This window comes from Dyella sp. SG609 (genome assembly GCF_012275375.1).
Taxonomy (GTDB): Bacteria; Pseudomonadota; Gammaproteobacteria; order Xanthomonadales; family Rhodanobacteraceae; genus Dyella_D; species Dyella_D marensis.
In genome coordinates, this window is sequence record NZ_JAAZQJ010000005.1 from 213,657 (window position 1) to 233,217 (window position 19,561).

Consider the following 19,561-nt stretch of genomic DNA (forward strand, 5'->3'; position numbering starts at 1 on the left):
CTGCGTGCCGGCGGCGACATTGGCGATCTGCCGCTCCGCGCCGGCCTTGCCCACCGACACGGTGTTCGCGCGCGTGGCCTGCGAGCCGGCGCCCAGCGCCACGCTCGATGCCGTGGTCGCCGACGAGCCATAGCCGATAGCGACGGATTGCGAACCGCTCGCCGCCGCCAGGGTGCCGAGCGCCGTGCTCAACGAGCCGGAAGCTTCGGCGCCCAGACCGTAAGCGGAGGCGCCCAGCGCGCTCGCCTTCGCACTCGCACCGACCGCCGTGCCGCCGACACCCGCGCTGCTCGCCGCGGTAGTGATCGGCTGGCCGTTGGCATCGTTCAACAAGGCCGCGCCGTCTTCGTCGACCGCGTTGCCGCCGATCGCCACGCTGCCAGCACCGGCCGCCTGCGCACCCGCGCCGAACGCCGCACTGTTCTTGCCGGAAGCGACCGCGCCGTAACCCGCCGCCGTCGCATAGTCCGCATTGGTATTCGCGCCATTGCCGAACGCAGACGCACCGATGCCGAACGCATTGGCATTCGCACCGACCGCCGTGCCGTTCGCATCGTTGGCGAAACTGCGATAACCCACCGCCACGCTCTCCGCGCCATTGGCGATGCTGCTGGCGCCCTGCGCGGTGGCGCCGATGCCGAAGGCCGCGCTGCCTGCGCCGATTGCCGTGCTGTCCTGCGCATCGGCCAGCGCGTTCTCGCCCACCGCGGTGCCGCGCTCGCCGTTGGCGGTGGCGCCGGTGCCGGCGGTGGTGGTGCTCTGCGCCAGCGCGCCGCCGGCGCACAGCGCCATGCACGCGGCCAGGGGGGCCGCCAGCACCGAGGCGCGCAGGCGCCGGGAGGCACCGCGCCTGCCGCGGGCGCTGGCCAGCTCGCTGGCGACGACCAGCACGCCGAGCGACGCATTCCAGACCTTGCTGTAAATCTTGTTCACGAGTGGCACTCCCTGATGTCGTCCGGGCACGCGCCCGCGGCGGCGCGTTCGCGCGCCACGGTCCATGCCGCTGCATTCATCGGGGGTGCCGTCGCGGCGTCCCCCGCTTGCGTTCCATGGAATGCGGCAGCGCGGATACCGCGATGCCGCATCGCTCTTACAGGCTGTAGCTGGCCTGCACGCTCACCCCGGCGTAGGCCTTGTCGCCCGCCACCTTGATGAAATACGTGCCGGCCGCGGGCCGCGCCGCGACCACGGTTTCGCTGTTGCCCACGTGCACCGAGCGGTAGTCGTTGCTGGCCGCGGTCGGCTCGGCGCCGGCCTTGACGTACAGCGACACGTCGCCGGACCCGCCGAAGGTGCGGATGTTCAGCGTGCGCGCATTGGCCGGAACCACCAGCGTGTAGATGCGCTCGCTGCCGGCCGCGCCGGCCTGCGCGGTCAGCGTCTGGCCGTTGGCCATGTCCACCACCGCCGGTGCGCCGGTGCCGCCCTGGCGCCAGTTGTCGTACTGTTTGGCGATTTCCGCATCGCTGAGGCAGGCATTGAGGCTGCTGGCCTGCGGCGCGGTGAGCAGGCCGTCGGTGGCGAGCTTGGCCGCATGCGCGCGGATCGCCGCCGCGTAGTCGCCGACCGTGGCCGAAGCCTTGGCCAGCTTCTTCGCTTCCGCGGAGATATTGGCGCCGACGATCACGCCGCCCGGCACCCAGGCCGGCACGCCGGTGTCGCAGGTGCGCAGCAGCTGGCTGCCGCCGTTGACGCGCCAGCCTTCGTCGATGAACAGCGACGGCGTCAGGTCCACGTCGATATGGCCCTTCAGGTCCGGGCTTTCGGCGTATTCCATCAGTGCGTTCGGCGACAGGCGCGTGTCGAAATGCGAGAACGACGAACCCACCACCAGGGTCTTGGGCGCGTAGATCTGCACATTGCCTGCCGCGTCGATGCCGGCCGGCACCGTGCTCATGGCGATGGCCAGGCCGGCGAGGTTGGCCTTCAGCGTGATGCCGGAGTTCTGCGATACCGCCACCACCGGGATATTGATCGGCGCACCGCCATCGCCTACCGGCGTGATCAGATCGTTGCCGGCCTGATTGTTGGCGATGACCATGCCGGTGGCGCCGGCCGCTTCGGCATTGCGCGCCTTCACCGCGAAGCCGCAGGTGCCGCGATCCACCAGGGCGATATGGCCGGCCACGGCGGCAGCGTTGTCGAACGCCGCGCAGCCTTCCGCATTCGCGCCGGTGACCGCGCGCACCACGCTGCCGTTGAAGTTGGCCACGCTGGCCGCCGGCCCGAACTGGGCCTGGCCGTACAGGTATTCGCCGGCGGCGGCGGCCGGCGCGCTCACCATCAGCGCAGCGCGCGTGCCCAGGGCCAGCGGCGCATCGGCCTTGACCTTCGGGCCGGTAAAGACCAGATGGCCATCGTTCAAGGCGGAGCTGACGCGCTGGGCGTCGGTCATGTCGTACCACTTCATGGCCGCGCCGTTGTCGTACACATAGCTGGAGTAGATGTCCGGACGCGCCACGCCGTCGTTGCCCAGCAGCGGCTTGCCGGTGGTGAGATTGTTGAAGCCGGAGAAGCCCAGGCCGTGCGCCATCTCATGCAGCATCACGTTGAGGAAGTTGGACTGGCCGGCCGGCGTATTGCCGTCCAGGCCAAAGTACCACTGCATGCCTTCCAGGCAGCCCGGCGTGCCCATGGCGCCGTTGAACTGCATCTGCACGTCGGCGTTGTTGGGGCTGGTGTCTTCGCCGACCAGGGTGTTGGCCAGTGCGATGTGGTACCAGGTGTCGGCCTTGGCGCCAGCCGGCAGGTTGGTGGCGCTGAAGGCGGTGATCGACAGCGCGCGCGAGGAACCGAGCGTGCCGCCGGTGGCGGTGCAGGCGAGCTTCTGGAAGCTGGCGTTGATGTCGATCGGCACGCCGCTCTTGAGCACCGCGCTCCACAGCGAGGCGGCGTAGTCGAAGGCGATGCGCGCCTGCTCGCCGCGGGTCACGCCGGGATTGCCGCCGATCGGCGCGACCGGCGTGGGATCGTCCAGGCCTTTGCCGGTGCCGGCGTCGAGATTGATGATGCGGATGTCCGCGGCGGCGGCGGCGCTGGCCAGGCCGAGCAGGCCGGTGGCGAGCAGGGCCTTGAACAGAGGCTTGCAGGCGATCATTGCGACACCTCCGGCGCCGCGGCGCGCGGTTCGTCGCCAGCGTGGTGCACGCGGTACTTGCCGTCGGCGCCGCGTTCGGCCACCACCGAGGTTTCCAGGCTCTGCGGCACGTCCATCACGGTGACTTCCAGCCCCGTGCTCAGGCGCACCTTGCGCAGCGTGGCGCGCGCATCGGCTTCGGTGGCCGGACCGATCGACGGCTGCGTGGCGGCTTCCTGTGCGGCGATGCGCGACAGCTCGGCCAGTTCCGCTTCGGTCGGCGTGCGTGTGCGGCCGGTGGCCGGATCGCGGAAGGTCACCTGCTGGTTCTGCGTCGACGCCGGCGCGGCCGTGCGTCCCTCCCCCGCCATGCTTGCCGTGGCGAACACCGCCATCAGCAACAGGCCCATGGCCTGGATCTTTCCCGTGTTTTCCATCTGTACTCCTCCCATAGGCGGCGGAACCGTCGGCCGGCTCCGCGAACAACAGCGCAGGCAGCGAAGGCCGGCGCCGACTTTTCGATGGCCGAGCGCGTACGCCCGGCCTGCGGTGTGGGTTGCAGCGATGCGTCTGGAGCGGCCGCACGCGTCCGCCGATGGCTGGCGCCTTCGGTGTGCAGATCGAACGAATGGCCGTCCGCGGCTACCGGCGAAGGCAGCCGTGATTCAGAACGGAAGGTTTAATGCGGGCGTATTCGCCATCGGCCGCCATGGCCGGATCCAGGACAAAGAACGCCGAAGGCCGGCAGCGGCCCTTGCTCATGTGCCATGTGTTTTCCCCTCGATAGCGTTGCGCTTCGAATCGGACACGTGCACATGGCCCCCGCCATGCTTCCTTAAGATGCGACACGTCCTTCGCGATGCGTGATGCGTGCGTCAAATCATTGGCGCGTTGGCGAAACTATCAGTGCCTTCTTGCGTGCGTCAATAAGAAATTGCGAAATTTCTTATTTGATTAGGACATCGCTGTAGCGGCCATAAAAAAGGCCGGCGCATTGCGCGCCGGCCTTCGCTGTTTCTACCGCCGCACAAGCTCAACTCAAGGCTGCGCGCCCGCCGCCTGCACCGCCGCATAGGCATTGAGAATGCCCGCGCCGATCGGCTTGCTGCCGCTGGCCGCCACGTGCGGCGCGCTCGCCGACGACTTCAGCAGCGAAGCGATCTGCGTGGAGCTGAGCAGCGACTTGCCCAGCGACAGGCGATAGCTCTGCATCAGCGCCACCGCGCCGGCCACGTGCGGCGTGGCCTGCGAGGTGCCGGCCATGCCGCCGTAGGTGGAACCGGACGGCGTGGTGGTGCCGGAGTCGATGGTCGACCAGATGAAACCGGTGGTCGCCTGCGTGCCGCTGGAACCGTCGTTGGCGTACACGCCGCCGCCCGGCGCGGCGAGCGTGATGCCCTTGCCGTAGTTGGAGTAGAACGCGCGGCGGCTGGTGATGCCGGTGGCGGCCACGGCAACCACGCCCGGGCAGCTGGCCGGCGAGAAGCCGGACACGTTGGCGTTGCTGTTGCCCGCCGCCACCACCACGGTGGCGCCGCGGCTGATCGCGCCGCTGATCGCCTTGCCGGTCACGCTGCTGGACGTGCAAGTGCCGCTGCCGCCCAGGCTCATGCTGATCACCTTGGCCGGGTTGGCATTGTCCGGCACGCCGTTGACGTGGCCGCCCGAGGCCCAGGTGATGGCGTCGGCGATGTCGCTGTCGTAGCCGCCGCAGTGGCCGAGCACGCGCACCGGCAATACCTTGGCGCCGAACGCCGTACCGACCATGCCGGTGGTGTTGTTGGTCTTCTCGCCGCCGGCGGTGCCGAACACATGGGTGCCGTGCCAGCTGCTGTCTTCGGCCGGATGGGTGGAATCCACGCAGCCGCCGTTGCTGGCGAGGTACTTGCTGCCGGTGGTCCAGTCGCCGGTATCCCAGCCGCCGGCCACGCGGCCGTCGGTGCTGCGGCCGGAGACCAGGGCGGTGCTGGTGAAGTCGTAGCCGGCGTTGGCCAGGGTCAGGTCCAGATCCGGATGGTTGGTGACGCCGGTATCGAGGCTGGCGATGATCACGCCGGTGCCGTCGGCCAGGGTCCACGCCTGCTTGATGTTGGCGCCGCCCCAGTTGGCCACGCTGGTGCCCAGGCTGGCGTCGGCGAAGGCCGCGCCGCCGGCGGCAAGGTAATCCCACTGGTAGCCGGCGAAGTACTGGTCGTTCGGCGTGGTGAAGGTGGCCGCGCCCTGCGGCAGCACCACCTTGCTGGGCTTGTCCAGCGCCTGGCGCAGGTAGTCCGGCTGCACGAATTCCACCGCCGGGTCGGCGGCGATCTGCTGCACGAACTGGCGCGTCTCCGCCGCATTCAGGCGGCGCGAGGTGGTGACGAGATCGCCGCCGCTGGCCAGCTTGCGCTTGTAGTTGAGGCCGAGCGCGCGGCCGCCGAACTGCACCGCATCGACAAGCTTCGCCTTGCCGGCCGCGGCCGACATGGCCTGCACCGCGGCGCCGGCATTGCCGCGCTCGGTGCTGCCGTCGCGGTAGACCACCACGAAGCGGTCGTAAGTCGCGGTTTCCTGTACCGAGCTGAGATCGAAACGGGTGTTGCCGGCAATGTCGTCGGCGGCCATGGCCGCGGCGGGCAGGCCCAGGGCCAGGGCGAGCGAGGCGGCCAGCAGCTTCATATGCGAACGATTCATTCGAACTCCCTCTATCTACTTGGTCTGGATGGATTGAATGAACGGAGGTGCCCCCGAGGATGTACGGCCGGCGCGCCCTCCCCAGAGCGCGCAGATCGACCGCCGGGCTGGCGAGCCCGGCCTCCCCCGATCAAGAGATGGGTCAACCGGAACTGGTGGACCCGGGTTCACGCTAACAAGACAAATCCGAAGGAAATGTCGACGGGGCACGAAAATTCGTAGGAATTTTTCGGAGGGAGGGGCACTGATGAGCGCCAGGTACGGATTGACTTGGGGGAGTGAAACCCTTCTCCCTCCGGGAGAAGGTGGCGGCAGCCGGATGAGGGTTCGGCCGGAGCGGAGCACATCACCCTTGCGCTCCGCCCGTACCCTCACCCCAACCCCTCTCCCGGTGGGAGAGGGGCTTAAGCTTTGCTCCGGCTTCCAGGCTCGGGGACAATGCATCTTTTTGCGACTCACGATCCATGCACCTGCTCGACATCGGCGCCAACCTCACCCACGAATCCTTCCGCCACGACTTCGACGAAGTCCTGTCCCGCGCGCGGGAGCATGGCGTGACGCGCATGGTGGTCACCGGCGCCTCGCGCGAGGCCAGCGTGCATGCGCTGGAACTGGCCCGCAGCCACCCCGGCGAGCTGTACGCCACCGCCGGCGTGCATCCGCACCATGCGGTGGATTACGACGACGCCACCGACGCGCTGCTGCGCGAACTGCACACCCAGCCGGAAATGCGCGCGGTGGGCGAGACAGGCCTGGACTACCACCGCAACTACTCGCCGCGCGAGGTGCAGCTGGACGTCTTCGAGAAGCAGCTGCGCATCGCGGCCGACCTGGGCAAGCCGCTGTTCCTGCACCAGCGCGACGCGCACCAGGATTTCCTGGCCCTGCTGCGCCGCTACCGCGACCGCGTGCCGGCGGCAGTGGTGCATTGCTTTACCGACACCGGCGAGGCGCTGCGCGACTACCTGGCGCTGGACTGCCATATCGGCATCACCGGCTGGATCTGCGACGAGCGCCGCGGCACGCATCTGCGCGAGCTGGTGAAGGAGATTCCGGCCGACCGGCTGATGATCGAGACCGACGCGCCGTACCTGCTGCCGCGCACGGTAAAGCCGCAGCCCAGCCACCGGCGCAACGAGCCGATGTATCTGCGGCATATCTGCTATGAGATCGCGCGGGACCGCGGCGAGCCGGTGGAAGTCACGGCGGCGAACAGTACGGCGACGGCGGAGAAGTTTTTCGGCTTGTGAACTCCAAAGCACCGCACCTTTGCGCCCTCTCCCCTCCGGGGAGAGGGCTGGGGTGAGGGGCCGGGCGGAGCGGCCAGCGGAGGGTCGCTACAAACTCAAAAGCTCTTCTTCTCTTCGTAAAAACGCCACCGCGAGCACCCGCCCCTCATCTGCCTGCCGGCATCTTCTCCCCGGAGGGGCGAAGAGTTGCTTCGATCAGGCGCTTGCGAGATCCAACTGCGCAACCTCATCCGCACTCAGCTGCACCCGCACCGCCCCCAGCAGCTCATTAAGCTGATCCGCATTCGTCGCACTCGCGATCGGCGCCGTAATCCCCGGCCGCGCCATCAACCATGCCAAGGCCACCTGCGACGGCGTCGCCCGATGCGCCTTCGCCACGTCGTCCAAGGCGGCAAGCACGCCGAAACCGCGCGGACTGAGGAACTTCTGCACCGCCCCCGCACGCGCCGCGCTCTTGCCCAGGTCCGCCTCGCTGCGGTACTTGCCGCTGAGGAAGCCGCTGGCCAGCGCGTAGTAATTGATCACGCCCACCTGCTCCTTCAGCACCAGCGGCTCCAGCGCCTGCTCGTAGCCGCCGCGCGCCACCAGGTTGTACTCGGGCTGCAGGCTCTCGTAACGCGGCAAGTTATGGCGCGCTGAAACTTCCAGCGCCTCCGCAAAGCGGTCCGCGTTGTAGTTGGAGGCGCCGATGGCGCGCACCTTGCCCTGCTCGATCAGGCGGCCGAACGCGCCCAGCGTCTCGTGCAGCGGCACGCTCGCGTCGTCCTCGTGGGCCTGGTACAGGTCGATATGGTCGGTCTGCAGGCGCTTGAGCGAGCCTTCCACCGCCTGCTGGATATTCATCGGCGACAGGCCGCGGTGCTCCACCCACTTCGCCACCTTGGTGGCGATCACCACGCGGTCGCGCTTGCCGCTTTGCTTGAGCCACTTGCCGATGATGGTTTCCGATTCGCCGCCGCGGTTGCCGGGTGCCCAGGCGGAATAGACGTCCGCCGTGTCGACCAGGTTGAAGCCGGCGTCGACGAACTGGTCCAGCAACTCGAACGAGCGCTTTTCATCCACGCTCCAGCCGAACACATTGCCGCCGAAGGCGAGCGGCGCGATGGAAAGATCGGAACGACCGAGGCGGCGATGTTGCATGGCTGCGTTTCCTGTAGCGGGGGAGTGATCCAGGAAACTTGCCGCCCGATCCGGGGCAATTCAAGTCGGCGTGCAGGCGCCGTTGCCGCAAGCGGCGATCCGCGCCACCTCCATGCGCTCCGTGCGCGGCGTCTTTTCCTTGTGCCTGGCCGGCTCGCGCGGCTGGGCTTCGGTGTCCGGCACCGCCGCCAGCCGGCGCGCCAGGTTCGCATCGGCGATATGGCCGTGCAGGAACAGCAGGTCGTTCCAGATCGAACTCATGGCAGCCTCCCGGGTGTCCGCCATCTGGCGGTCCGCTCAAGATAGACAGCCGCCAGGCCGCGACAAAGCGATATATTCGCAAGCCAGCCTTGAGGGATATTCAAGATGCCACGTATCTCGCTGGACCTTCTGCAGCAGTTCGTCAGCGCCGCGCGCCTGGGCAATCTGTCGCGCGCCGCCGAGCAGGCCAACCTCACCGTCAGCGCGCTCAGCCACCAGATCCGCCAGCTGGAGCAGCGCCTGGAACGCAAGCTGTTCGACCGCGGCCCGCGCGGCGTGCAGCTCACCGCCGAAGGGCGCCGCCTGCTCGAAGCGGTGGGGCATCACTTCGAAGGCATCGACCGCGCCATGACCAGCTACCGCTGCCGCCGCGAGGAAGCGCTGACCCTGAGCGCCAGCCCCGGCGTGATGAGCAGCTGGCTGGTGCCGCGGCTGGCGCGGCTGGTGGCGGCGCATCCGGAGCTGGAGCTCAACCTGCAATCGAGCTCGCTGCTGGTGGATTTCGAGCGCGACCCGGTGGACGCCGCCGTGCGCTACGGCCGCGGCGTGTGGGAAGGCGTGGAAAGCGAGCATCTGTTCGGCGAGTGGATCGCGCCCGTGGCATCCACCGCCCTGCTGGAACGCATGCGCGGCACCGACCCGGACGACCTCGGCGCCTGGCCCCTGCTGGGCGACCCGGGCAACCGCTGGCGCGACTGGTTCGAGGTGTTCGGCGGCACGCCGCCGCCGCGCTACGTGGCGCAGTTCGACACCACCGACGCCCTGCAGCGCGGCGCGCTGGAAGGCATGGGCGTGGCGCTGGGGCGCATGGTCACCGCGCGGCCGCTGGTGGCCGCCGGGCTGCTGCACGTGCTGGGCGAGCGCTACCTGCCGATCACCGAGGCGTATTACCTGGTGTATCCGCGGCGTTCGCTGGAACACGCGGGGCTGCGCATCTTCCGCGACTGGATCCGCTGCGAGGCCGAGGCCTATGCGCGGGACATGGCGGATGCGTCGAGCCGCCGCGCCGCCGCCCATGCCGCCTTGCCTTAGAATGCGCGCGCCGGCCGCCAGGGCCGGCGTTTTTTTGAGCGTTGGCGCGCCAGGTTCTGGAACCTCCTTACCTACACGCCGCACTCACTGTCCATCGACCAAACGTATACATGGCCGGCACGAAAACGCGTGCTAGCCTCCAACAGGCACTTTTCGGAAACGCCCCCATGCCGACGATCCGCCCCTTCGCCGCCGTGCTCGCCGCCGCCCTGCTTGCAGCATGCACCGGCAACTCCATGCCCGCCGCCGCCCTGGACGCGCAGCAGGACCAGCCCGCCGGCGGCCTGGTGCCGCCGACCACCGCCACCGACTTCACCTCGTCGCAGCTGGACAACGTGCTGGCCGGCAGCTGGCGCTCGGAGAAGAACCGCGCGCGCGACGTCTACCGGCATCCGAAGGGCACCTTGCAGTTCTTCGGCATCCGCCCGGACCTGAAAGTCATTGAGATCACCCCCGGCGGCGGCTGGTACAGCGAGATCCTGGCCCCGCTGCTGAAGGACAACGGCAGCTACACCGCGGCGGTGAAGAAGTCCGGCAGCGAAGCGGGCGACGGCGGCCTGCGCGCGAAGTTCGCGGCCGACCCGGAACACTACGGCAAGGCGCAGATCGTCGAATACGACCCCAAGGCGCCCTCGTTCGGCCCCGCGGGCCAGGCCGACATGGTGCTGACCTTCCGCAACGTGCATAACTGGGTGGAGGACAACAGCGCCCCCGCCATGTTCAAGGGCTTCTACACCGCGCTGCGCCCGGGCGGCGTGCTCGGCGTGGTCGACCATCGCGCCGCCGACGGCGCCAGGCTCGAAGACATCAAGGACAGCGGCTACCTGCCCACCGCCTTCGTGATCAAGCTCGCCACCGACGCCGGCTTCAGGCTGGAAGGCCAGAGCGAGGTCAACGCCAATCCGAAGGACACCAAGGACTACGCCAAGGGCGTGTGGACCTTGCCGCCGACGCTCACCCTGGGCGAACAGGACAAGGCCAAGTACCTGGCCATCGGCGAGTCCGACCGCATGACCCTGCGCTTCGTCAAACCGGAAGCCACGACGCAGACCGCCGCGCACTGAGCGCGGCGCATGCTGCTGGCGCTCAACAAGCCGTTCAACGTGCTGTGCCAGTTCAGTCCCGAAGGGGACAAGCGGACGCTGGCCGAATTCGTGCGCCAGAAGGATGTGTATCCGGCGGGGCGGCTGGACTACGACAGCGAAGGCTTGCTGCTGCTGACCGACGACGGGCGCCTGGCGCACCAGCTCACCGATCCGCGGCACAAGCAACCGAAGACGTATCTGGTGCAGGTGGATGGCGCCGTTACCGATGAAGCCATCGCGCAGCTGCGCGCCGGCGTGACGCTCAACGATGGGCCGACCTTGCCCGCGGGTGCGGAGCATGCGGACGAGCCGGCATGGCTGTGGATGCGCGAGCCGCCGGTGCGGTTCCGGAAAAGTATTCCGACGAGCTGGATCAGTGTGACCTTGCGCGAAGGGCGTAATCGGCAGGTGCGCAGGATGACGGCGGCGGTGGGGTTTCCGACGTTGCGGTTGATCAGGGTGAGTGTGGGTGGATATGCGTTGGATGGGTTGGCGCCGGGCGAGACCCGCACCTTGCTGAAATAATCTCCTACGAAGAACTCTTCGCCCCTCCGGGGAGAAGATGCCGGCAGGCAGATGAGGGGCGGGTGCTCGCGGCAAAGGATCGACAGGGCGCTGCCTGCCTTCTGCTCCTGCTTCTACGCTCCGCCCGTCCCCTCACCCCGACCCTCTCCCCGGAGGGGAGAGGGGGATGAGAGGGTGTCGCTGGATTGTTCTAGGAAGCGTCGCTCTCGGCATCGATCGTCGAATGCTCCTCGGCGCGCACCTGCAACCACTGCATCCGCTAATGCGCCTGCGTCGCGCAGCGCGTTCTTCAACCGTGTCCGCGAAGAGAGCGGACGGCCCGGTCAGCCGGTGGAGATGTCGCCCAGGGAATCGGCGAGCGTGCGAGTGACGTATGATCATGGCTTAGCCATGATCGACTTCCTACAAGTTGGTGATGGTTAGCGGGTCGGAGGTGCTCGTTACACCCTCGGCCCGCGCTCTCACGACATTGCTGCCATGGTTGTCCGCGACACGTCCTGAAACACTACGCGGACAACGCAAACACGCTAGCAGAGCAACTTGGGGTTGTCTGTAGGGCGAATCCGATTCGAATCGTCGTCAGTTTGACGGCGCCGCATCATCCTCATCCGGTGCCGTCACCGTGTAACCGCGCGCTTTCAACTTCGCCAGCAAACCCTTCGGCGACAGCACTTCTTCCATCGGCAGCAACGCAAACGTCTGCGCATTCGCGGACATCGCGCGATCCACCGCCGCCATCCAGGTCGCCTGCACCTTCCCCGGCACATCCTTCAAGCCCAGCTTCTCCGCAAAACCCGCGCCGGTGATCGCCTCGATGCAGACTTCGCGCTGGTCGTTCATCGGCAGATGGCGCAACTCCTCGATATCGCCCACGGCCCATGCATTCGCACGCGCGGTGACCTGGCCAAGCCCGTGCTCGACGGTGTCCAGCGTCTGGCTGAAGCACTGCTTGTCCTCCATCGAGGAAGTCTTGAAGGTCTTCAGTGCCGCGCGCGGTTCCTCGATCACCATCTCGTAGCGCGTGGCGCTGACTTTCACGCCGTGCTTCTTGGCCAGCTCGCGCACGGCGTCCTTCACGCCACCCGACGCATTGAGTCCGCTGCGCTTGATCGCCTTCTCGTACAGCTCGACGGCAGCGAAGATCGGGCGCCAGCTTTCCACGCTGCGGTCGCTGCCGATGTATTTCTGCTTGAGCGTGGCCCAGCGCGCGTACTCGTCGGCAGGCAAGGCCTGCTGCAGAGTAATTCCATCCGGGTTCTTGCGCGCACCGATCAGCGACGGCAGCAGGAAAAGTTTCCCGAAGAAACTCGCCTTCGGCTTGATCGACACCGACGGCGGCGACAGCACTTCCTGCGAGGCCGCAATCACGCCCTCCACTTCGTCGGTCTTCCACTGCATATGTTCGGGCAGCGGCGACAAGGTACCGAGCACGTACATCACGTGATCGCCCTTGCTGACTTTCCACAGGCCGGGGCCGGGGACGACGCCGCTGACGACGACGGATTCGAGGTTGGTGACGGAGGTGGCGGGCACGGGGGTGGGTGGCGCTTCCTGCGCGAATGCAGGAGACACCAGCAACGCCAGGCAAAGGGCAAGGGGGACCAGGCGCATTTGTCGGAACTCCGGGGGATCGGGGACGGTGGTCGGACTTAAGGATGGCACGAAGGTTCAACGTAGAGCCCCCTCTCCCCTCCGGGGAGAGGGCTGGGGTGAGGGGCCGGGCGGAGCGTAGAAGCGGGAGCGGAAAGCAAACGACGCTTCGTTGATCGTTCTTGGCGAGCCCCGCCCCCTCATCTGCCTGCCGGCATCTTCTCCCCGGAGGGGCGAAGAGTTCGGACTTGGGGACTGAGGCAAGGCGCGAAATTTTACGCGTTCTATACGCCCCACCCCCAATCCACTACCCCTTTCTTATACCGGCATTTCGACAATACCCGCCGTTGCATTGCCGGTACCCACGTTCGCCATGGACGCTCTCTATCTGCTGTTCTCCTTCGTGCTCTTCGCCGCCACGATCGGCTTCCTGCTGATCTGCGACCGGCTGGGCCGAGGCCGCTGATCGCACCCTTCGCGGAAATCCCCCATGACTTTCTTCTACGCCGTGGCCGCCGTGATCGCGGTGGCCCTGCTCGGCTACCTGTGCGTGGCCCTGCTCAAGCCGGAGTGGTTCGAATGACCACCAATGACTTTATCCAGATCGCGGTGTTCCTCGTGGTCTTGCTGCTGCTGATCAAGCCGGTCGGCAGCTATATGGCGCAGGTCTTCGGCGATCAGCCCAACCGGGTGACGCGCTTCGGCGCGCCGGTGGAACGGCTGCTGTATCGCCTGTCCGGCATCCGCGCCGAGGAAGACATGGGCTGGCGCCGCTATGCCATCGCCATGCTGGTGTTCAACATGCTCGGCCTGCTGGCCGTGTACCTGTTGCAGCGCGTGCAGCAATGGCTGCCGCTGAACCCGCAGCACTTTGCCGCGGTGTCGCCGGATTCGGCTATGAACACCGCCATCAGCTTTGCCAGCAACACCAACTGGCAGGGCTACGGCGGCGAAAGCACCATGAGCTACCTGACCCAGATGCTGGGCCTGGCCGTGCAGAACTTCCTGTCGGCGGCCACCGGCATCGCGGTGCTGGTTGCCGTGGTGCGCGGCTTCTCGCGGCGCAGCTCGCTGTCGATCGGCAATTTCTGGGTGGATATGACGCGCAGCACGCTGTACATCCTGCTGCCGTTCTCGCTGATCCTCAGCCTGCTGCTGGTGTCGCAGGGCGTGGTGCAGAACCTCAAGCCCTATGTCGACGTGCCGCTGACCCAGCACATCACCCAGGTCGAGCAGCTCAAGGATGCCGACGGCAACCCGCTGAAGGACGCCAAGGGCAATCCGCTCACTAAGGAATCGCCGGCCACGGTGCAGACCTTGCCAATGGGCCCGGCCGCCTCGCAGATCGCGATCAAGCAGCTGGGCACCAATGGCGGCGGTTTCTTCAATGCCAACTCGGCGCATCCGTTCGAGAACCCGACGCCGTTCGCCAACTTCCTGGAGATGCTGGCGATCTTCATCATCCCCGGCGGCCTGTGCTACAGCTTCGGCGTGCTGGTCGGCGACCGCCGCCAGGGCTGGGCGATCCTGGCCACCATGCTGCTGATCTTCGTGCCGCTGGCGATCGGCGCGGTGGCCGCCGAGCAGGCCGGCAACCCGGCGCTGCATGGGCTGGCGGTCGACCAGCAGGCCAGCACGCTGCAGTCCGGCGGCAATATGGAAGGCAAGGAAACGCGCTTCGGCATCGCCGCCAGCGGCCTGTTCACCGCCATCACCACGGCCGCCTCCTGCGGCGCGGTGAACAACGCGCACGACTCGCTCACGCCGCTGGGCGGCCTGGTGCCGATGTGGCTGATGCAGCTGGGCGAGGTGATCTTCGGCGGCGTGGGCTCGGGCCTGTACGGCATGCTCGCCTTCGCGGTGGTGGCGGTGTTCATCGCCGGCCTGATGGTGGGCCGCACGCCGGAATACCTGGGCAAGAAGATCGAAGCGCACGAGATGAAGATGGCCAGCCTGGCCGTGCTGATTCCCTGCGCGCTGGTGGTGGTGGGTACGGCGGTCGCGGTGATGGCGCCGGCCGGCGTGGCGGGCGTCGCCAACCCGGGCGCGCATGGCTTCAGCGAAATCCTGTATGCGGTGACCTCCGCGTCCAACAACAACGGCAGCGCGTTCGGCGGCCTTTCCGCCAACACCCCGTTCTGGAACGTGCTGACCGGCCTGTGCATGTTCATCGCCCGCTTCCCGCTGGCCATCGCGATGCTGGCCATGGCCGGCTCGCTGGCCGCCAAGCGCCACGTGCCGCCCTCGGCGGGCACCCTGCCCACGCATACGCCGCTGTTCGTCACCCTGCTGGCCTGCGTGGTGATCGTGGTGGGCGCGCTGACCTTCCTGCCTGCGCTGGCGCTCGGCCCGATTGCCGAGTTCCTGATGTCGGCTCATTGATTCATAGGGATACCGTTCGATGACTTCGCACGCTCAATCTGTGCACGTCCAAGCGGCGCGCTCGTTCGACCGCGATCTGATCCTCAAGGCCGTCGCGGACTCGTTCCGCAAGCTGTCGCCGCGCCAGCAGTTCCGCAACCCGGTGATGTTCGTGGTGTTCGTGTGCAGCGTGCTCACCACCCTGCTGTGGGGCCAGGCGCTGGCCGGCCATGGCGAGGCGCCCACCGGCTTTATCTTCTGGGTGTCGCTGTGGCTGTGGTTCACCCTGTTGTTCGCTAACTTCGCCGAGGCGCTGGCCGAAGGCCGCGGCAAGGCGCAGGCCGTCGCGCTGCGCGGCTCGCGCAAGGACGTGATCGCCAAGAAGCTGGCCGCGCCGCAGCGCGACGCGGCGGTGACGTTCGCGCCGTCCAGCGAGCTGCGCACCGGCGACTACGTGCTGGTCGATGCCGGCGAGCAGCTGCCGGGCGACGGCGAGGTGGTGCTGGGCGCCGCCAGCGTGGACGAGAGCGCGATCACCGGCGAGTCCGCGCCGGTGATCCGCGAATCCGGCGGCGACCGCAGCGCGGTCACCGGCGGCACGCGGGTGCTGTCCGACTGGCTGATCGTGCGCATCACCGCCAACCCGGGCGAGAGCTTCCTCGACCGCATGATCGCGATGGTGGAAGGCGCCGCGCGGCGCAAGACGCCGAACGAGATCGCGCTGACCATCATGCTGGCCAAGTTCACCCTGATCTTCCTGCTGGCCTGCGCCACCTTGCTGCCGTATTCGATCTACAGCGTGCAGGCCAGCGGCCACGGCAACCCGATCACCCTCACCGTGCTGATCGCCCTGCTGGTGTGCCTGATCCCGACCACGATCGGCGCCCTGCTCTCGGCCATCGGCATCGCCGGCATGGACCGCATGATCCGCGCCAACGTGATCGCCACCTCCGGCCGCGCGGTGGAAGCGGCGGGCGACGTCGACGTGCTGCTGCTGGACAAGACCGGCACCATCACCCTGGGCAATCGCCAGGCGGTGGCCTTCATGCCGGCGCCGGGCGTGGAGGAATCGATCCTGGCCGATGCCGCGCAGCTCGCCTCGCTGGCCGACGAAACGCCGGAAGGCCGTAGCGTGGTGGTGCTGGCGAAGGAGCGCTTCGGCCTGCGCGAGCGCCACCTCGAAGAAAGCCACGCGGTGTTCGTGCCGTTCACCGCGCAGACCCGCATGAGCGGCGTCGACGTGGGCGAGCGCCGCATCCGCAAGGGCGCGCTGGACGCGGTGGAGCGCTATCTGGACGCCGCCGGCAGCCACCTGCCGCCACTGGTCAAGCGCATGGCCGAAGACGTCGCGCGCCGCGGCGCTACGCCGCTGATCGTGGTCGAAGGAAGCACCGCGCTGGGCGTGATCGAGCTGAAGGACATCGTCAAGGGCGGCATCCGCGAGCGCTTCGCCGAAATGCGCCGGATGGGCATCAAGACCATCATGATCACCGGCGACAACCCGCTCACCGCCGCCGCCATCGCGGCCGAGGCCGGCGTGGACGACTTCCTCGCCGAAGCCACGCCGGAAGCGAAGCTGAAACTGATCCGCAAGATCCAGGCCGAGAACCGCCTGGTGGCGATGTGCGGCGACGGCACCAACGACGCGCCGGCGCTGGCCCAGGCCGACGTGGCGGTGGCGATGAACACCGGCACGCAGGCGGCCAAGGAAGCCGGCAACATGGTGGACCTGGACTCCAACCCCACCAAGCTGATCGAGGTGGTGGAGATCGGCAAGCAGATGCTGATCACGCGCGGCGCGCTGACCACGTTCTCCATCGCCAACGATATCGCCAAGTATTTCGCGATCATCCCGGCCGCCTTCGCCACCACCTATCCCGCGCTCAATGCGCTGAACGTGATGAAGCTGGCGACGCCGCAGAGCGCGATCCTGTCGGCGGTGATCTTCAACGCGCTGATCATCGTGTTCCTGATTCCGCTGGCGCTGAAAGGCGTGAAGTACCGCGCGCTGGGCGCGGGCGCGCTGCTGCGCCGCAATCTGCTGGTGTACGGGCTGGGCGGCATCGCCGTGCCGTTCATCGGCATCAAGCTGATCGACCTGTTGCTGGTACTGCTCGGCCTGGCCTGAGCGCGATCCATCACGAGGAGATGTGTTCCATGCAGACCCTGAAGCTTTCCGTGTCCCTGCCCGACGCCGACCACGACAACGTGGAACTGCGGCTGTCGGCCGACGATTCCGCCTGCGACGTGGTGATCGCGCTGCCGGCGCGCTCGCGCGACGCGCGCCGTGACGCGGCCATGACGCCCGAGCAGGACGAATATGTGCTCGGCGGCTACGCCGGCATCTGAACCATGCTCTTTTGATTCACCCACTTTCCCACACAGACAAGGCGGTCCTTGCGGACCGGTTTTCACAGGACTTTATGCAGCACAAGAAGGCACTCGCGTTTGCGCTACTGCTGGCGCTGGCACCCGCCGGCGAAGCCATGGCGGCCTCGGACCTGGGCCCCGCGCCGGGCGCGCCCGTTGCCGCCAGCAGCGACTGCTCCGCCGGGTTCTTTTCGCGCCTGGCCGCGGCCTACCGCGAAGACGCGCAGCCGGCCGACCCGAACGCGCCGGCAGCCAGGCGCCGCGGCATGGACTCGCCGTTTTCCTCGCCGCCGTTCCCGTCCGCCGAATGGCAGCTCGGCGGCGTCGAATACCCCATCGGCGTGCCGAACGAGAACGCGCAGTACCCGCTGGAGAAGGCCCTGGCCTGCACCCGCCTGGGCCACTGGATGCAGGACAACCGCATCGAGGTGTACGGCTGGATCAATCCGTCGATGAACATCAGTTCGTCCAGCCACACCAACTATCCGCTGTCCTACGCCACCCGTCCGAACCGGGTCGAGTTCAACCAGTTCCTGTTCCGCATCCAGCGCGTGCCGGACACCGTGCAGACCGACCATATCGACTGGGGTTTTCATTTCGACGACCTGTACGGCTACGACTACCACTACACGACCATGAAGGGCATCACCAGCGACCAGCTGCTGCATCACCCGCGGCCGGACAGCGCGCTCAACGGCAAGATCTACGGCAACGACCCGATGATCGCCTATGTCGACCTGTACATTCCGTGGGTGGCGCAGGGCATGGTGGTCACCGCCGGCCGCTACCTTTCGCTGCCGGACATCGAGGCGCAGTTCTCGCCCAACAACTACCTGCTGACGCATTCGATCCTGTACACCGTCGATGCCTATACCAACGTGGGCGTGCTCACCACGACCAAGTTGAACGATCAGTGGACGCTGCAGCTGGGCGTGCACGGCGGCGACGATTCGGCTCCCTGGGACAGCACCAGCAAGCTCAGCGCACAGGCCTGCGTGCGGTGGGTGTCCAAGTCCAACGACGACATGCTGTATCCCTGCGTCGAGTCGTACAACCACGCCAGGCAGACCTACAACAACCTGCAGGAATTCGTGCTCACCTGGGGCCACCGCTTCTCGCCCAGCGTGCACATGCTGACCGAGACCTACCGCATCTACGTGCGCGACCAGGCACTGGCCACCGACCCTTCGCAGTCGCACGCGCCGACCGGCAAGCCGGGCTTCCCGCTCGGCGAAGCGCCGGACTTTCCGCTCGGCCGCAGCGCCGCCTTCGGCATCGTCAACTATCTGAACTTCGAATTGAGCCCGAGCAACATGCTGTCGGTGCGCAACGAGTTCTACCGCGACCTGCAGGGCCAGCGCACCGGTTTCGCCACCCGCTACTCCAGCCATACCGTGGGCATGACGCACTGGGTGACGCAGGACCTGGAGATCCGCCCGGAGATCCGCTACGAGCACGCCTATGACTTCCCCGCCTACGACGGCGGGCGCAAGAACCACCAGACGACCGCCCTGGTCGACGCGATCCTGCACTACTGAGGCAAAGCGCATGAAACGCCTGATACTCAATGCCGCCGGCCTGCTCGTGCTGATGAGCGCGCTCCTCGGCCTGCTCTATCCGCTGGCCGCCACCGGCCTGGCCCAGCTGCTGTTTCCGGCGCAGGCCAATGGCAGCCTGATCGCCAAAGATGGCAAGCCGGTCGGCTCGCGCCTGATTGGCCAGTCCTTCACGGAGCCGAAGTATTTCTGGGGACGCCCGTCGGCGACGTCGCCGATGGCCGACAACGGCGCCTCGTCCACGCCGTCCAACCAGGGACCGACCAACCCCGCGCTCACCGATGCCGCCAAGCAGCGCATCGATGCGCTGCGCGCCGCCGACCCGGGCAACACGGCGCCGGTGCCGGTGGAGCTGGTCACGGCATCGGGCAGCGGGCTGGATCCGGAAATCAGCCCCGCCGCGGCCCGGTACCAGCTGCTGCGCGTGGCCAAGGCGCGCGGCCTGGACGCGGCCAGGGTGCAGCAGCTGGTGGCGCAGTACACCAGCGGGCGGCAGTTCGGCGTGCTGGGCGAGCCGCGGGTCAATGTGCTGGAACTGAACCTGGCGCTGGACCGGCTGTAGGTTGGGGTGACAACCCCGACATCGCCGCCCTGAGGCGTATCGCCCCGTTGGGGTTCGCCTGCGGCTCACCCCAACCTACA

The 19,561-nt window shown here is 67.5% G+C and carries 17 protein-coding genes; 10 read left to right on the forward strand and 7 right to left on the reverse strand.

The genetic code is table 11. The annotated features are described in order from the left end of the window. The 4 genes from FHW85_RS11420 to FHW85_RS11435 form a co-directional block, all read right to left on the reverse strand. Positions 1-933, reverse strand: a 933-nt coding sequence (locus FHW85_RS11420) for an ESPR-type extended signal peptide-containing protein (protein ID WP_343203694.1), incomplete at its 3' end; no start/stop codon positions are given. 157 nt (positions 934-1,090) lie between these two features. Then, on the reverse strand, positions 1,091-3,097 hold the full coding sequence (locus tag FHW85_RS11425; protein ID WP_168648314.1) for a PA domain-containing protein: 2,007 nt from the start codon (positions 3,095-3,097) through the stop codon (positions 1,091-1,093). Further along, entirely contained in the window at positions 3,094-3,513 is a 420-nt protein-coding gene (locus tag FHW85_RS11430; RefSeq protein WP_168648315.1) for a hypothetical protein, read from the reverse strand. The genes FHW85_RS11425 and FHW85_RS11430 overlap by 4 nt, the downstream gene beginning before the upstream one ends. 601 nt (positions 3,514-4,114) lie before the next feature. Then, positions 4,115-5,749: a S8 family serine peptidase gene (locus FHW85_RS11435; protein ID WP_167253477.1), complete on the reverse strand. Its 1,635-nt coding sequence runs from the start codon at positions 5,747-5,749 to the stop codon at positions 4,115-4,117. Between the two features lie 464 nt (positions 5,750-6,213). On the opposite strand from FHW85_RS11435, the gene FHW85_RS11440 reads away from it, so the two are divergent. Continuing rightward, positions 6,214-6,999, forward strand: a complete 786-nt coding sequence (locus FHW85_RS11440; protein WP_167253475.1) for a TatD family hydrolase — start codon at positions 6,214-6,216, stop codon at positions 6,997-6,999. 195 nt (positions 7,000-7,194) lie between these two features. Here FHW85_RS11440 and FHW85_RS11445 read toward each other — a convergent pair whose 3' ends face one another. Together FHW85_RS11445 and FHW85_RS11450 are read right to left on the reverse strand one after the other, a co-directional pair. Beyond that, positions 7,195-8,139, reverse strand: a complete 945-nt coding sequence (locus FHW85_RS11445; RefSeq protein WP_168648316.1) for an aldo/keto reductase — start codon at positions 8,137-8,139, stop codon at positions 7,195-7,197. A 60-nt stretch (positions 8,140-8,199) separates the two neighbouring features. Further along, positions 8,200-8,400 carry a hypothetical protein gene (locus FHW85_RS11450; protein WP_168648317.1) on the reverse strand — a complete coding sequence of 67 codons (201 nt, stop codon included), beginning with the start codon at positions 8,398-8,400 and terminating at the stop codon, positions 8,200-8,202. A gap of 105 nt (positions 8,401-8,505) precedes the next feature. Here FHW85_RS11450 and FHW85_RS11455 point away from each other — a divergent pair, with 105 nt between their 5' ends. From FHW85_RS11455 to FHW85_RS11465, 3 genes are all read left to right on the forward strand, one after another. Next, positions 8,506-9,432 carry a LysR substrate-binding domain-containing protein gene (locus tag FHW85_RS11455; RefSeq protein WP_167253471.1) on the forward strand — a complete coding sequence of 309 codons (927 nt, stop codon included), beginning with the start codon at positions 8,506-8,508 and terminating at the stop codon, positions 9,430-9,432. 167 nt (positions 9,433-9,599) lie between these two features. Next, complete coding sequence (locus tag FHW85_RS11460; RefSeq protein WP_168648318.1) at positions 9,600-10,496, forward strand: class I SAM-dependent methyltransferase; 897 nt, start codon at positions 9,600-9,602, stop codon at positions 10,494-10,496. A gap of 9 nt (positions 10,497-10,505) precedes the next feature. Next, a complete protein-coding gene (locus tag FHW85_RS11465; RefSeq protein WP_168648319.1) occupies positions 10,506-11,042 on the forward strand; it encodes a pseudouridine synthase in 537 nt (178 codons plus the stop codon). Between the two features lie 579 nt (positions 11,043-11,621). On the opposite strand, the gene FHW85_RS11470 is transcribed toward FHW85_RS11465, so the two are convergent. Beyond that, positions 11,622-12,614, reverse strand: coding sequence for a TraB/GumN family protein (locus FHW85_RS11470; protein ID WP_343203695.1), 993 nt, complete (start codon positions 12,612-12,614; stop codon positions 11,622-11,624). A 508-nt stretch (positions 12,615-13,122) separates the two neighbouring features. On the opposite strand from FHW85_RS11470, the gene kdpF reads away from it, so the two are divergent. The 6 genes from kdpF to kdpC all read left to right on the forward strand — a co-directional run bounded on the left by kdpF (position 13,123) and on the right by kdpC (position 19,481). Beyond that, positions 13,123-13,215: a K(+)-transporting ATPase subunit F gene (gene kdpF / locus FHW85_RS11475; protein ID WP_081805176.1), complete on the forward strand. Its 93-nt coding sequence runs from the start codon at positions 13,123-13,125 to the stop codon at positions 13,213-13,215. After that, on the forward strand, positions 13,212-15,014 hold the full coding sequence (gene kdpA / locus FHW85_RS11480) for a potassium-transporting ATPase subunit KdpA (RefSeq protein ID WP_167253463.1): 1,803 nt from the start codon (positions 13,212-13,214) through the stop codon (positions 15,012-15,014). The genes kdpF and kdpA overlap by 4 nt, the downstream gene beginning before the upstream one ends. A 19-nt stretch (positions 15,015-15,033) precedes the next feature. Further along, entirely contained in the window at positions 15,034-17,121 is a 2,088-nt protein-coding gene (gene kdpB, locus FHW85_RS11485; RefSeq protein ID WP_168648321.1) for a potassium-transporting ATPase subunit KdpB, read from the forward strand. Positions 17,122-17,150: 29 nt separating this feature from the next. Continuing rightward, the gene (locus tag FHW85_RS11490) at positions 17,151-17,342 is read left to right on the forward strand and encodes a hypothetical protein (RefSeq protein ID WP_167253459.1); all 192 of its coding nucleotides are present in this window, start codon (positions 17,151-17,153) and stop codon (positions 17,340-17,342) included. Between the two features lie 74 nt (positions 17,343-17,416). Next, positions 17,417-18,901, forward strand: a complete 1,485-nt coding sequence (locus FHW85_RS11495; protein ID WP_168648322.1) for an outer membrane beta-barrel protein — start codon at positions 17,417-17,419, stop codon at positions 18,899-18,901. Positions 18,902-18,911: 10 nt separating this feature from the next. Next, positions 18,912-19,481 (forward strand): potassium-transporting ATPase subunit KdpC, encoded by a 570-nt coding sequence (gene kdpC, locus FHW85_RS11500; protein WP_168648323.1) that lies wholly within the window; start codon positions 18,912-18,914, stop codon positions 19,479-19,481. Positions 19,482-19,561 lie beyond the last annotated feature (80 nt).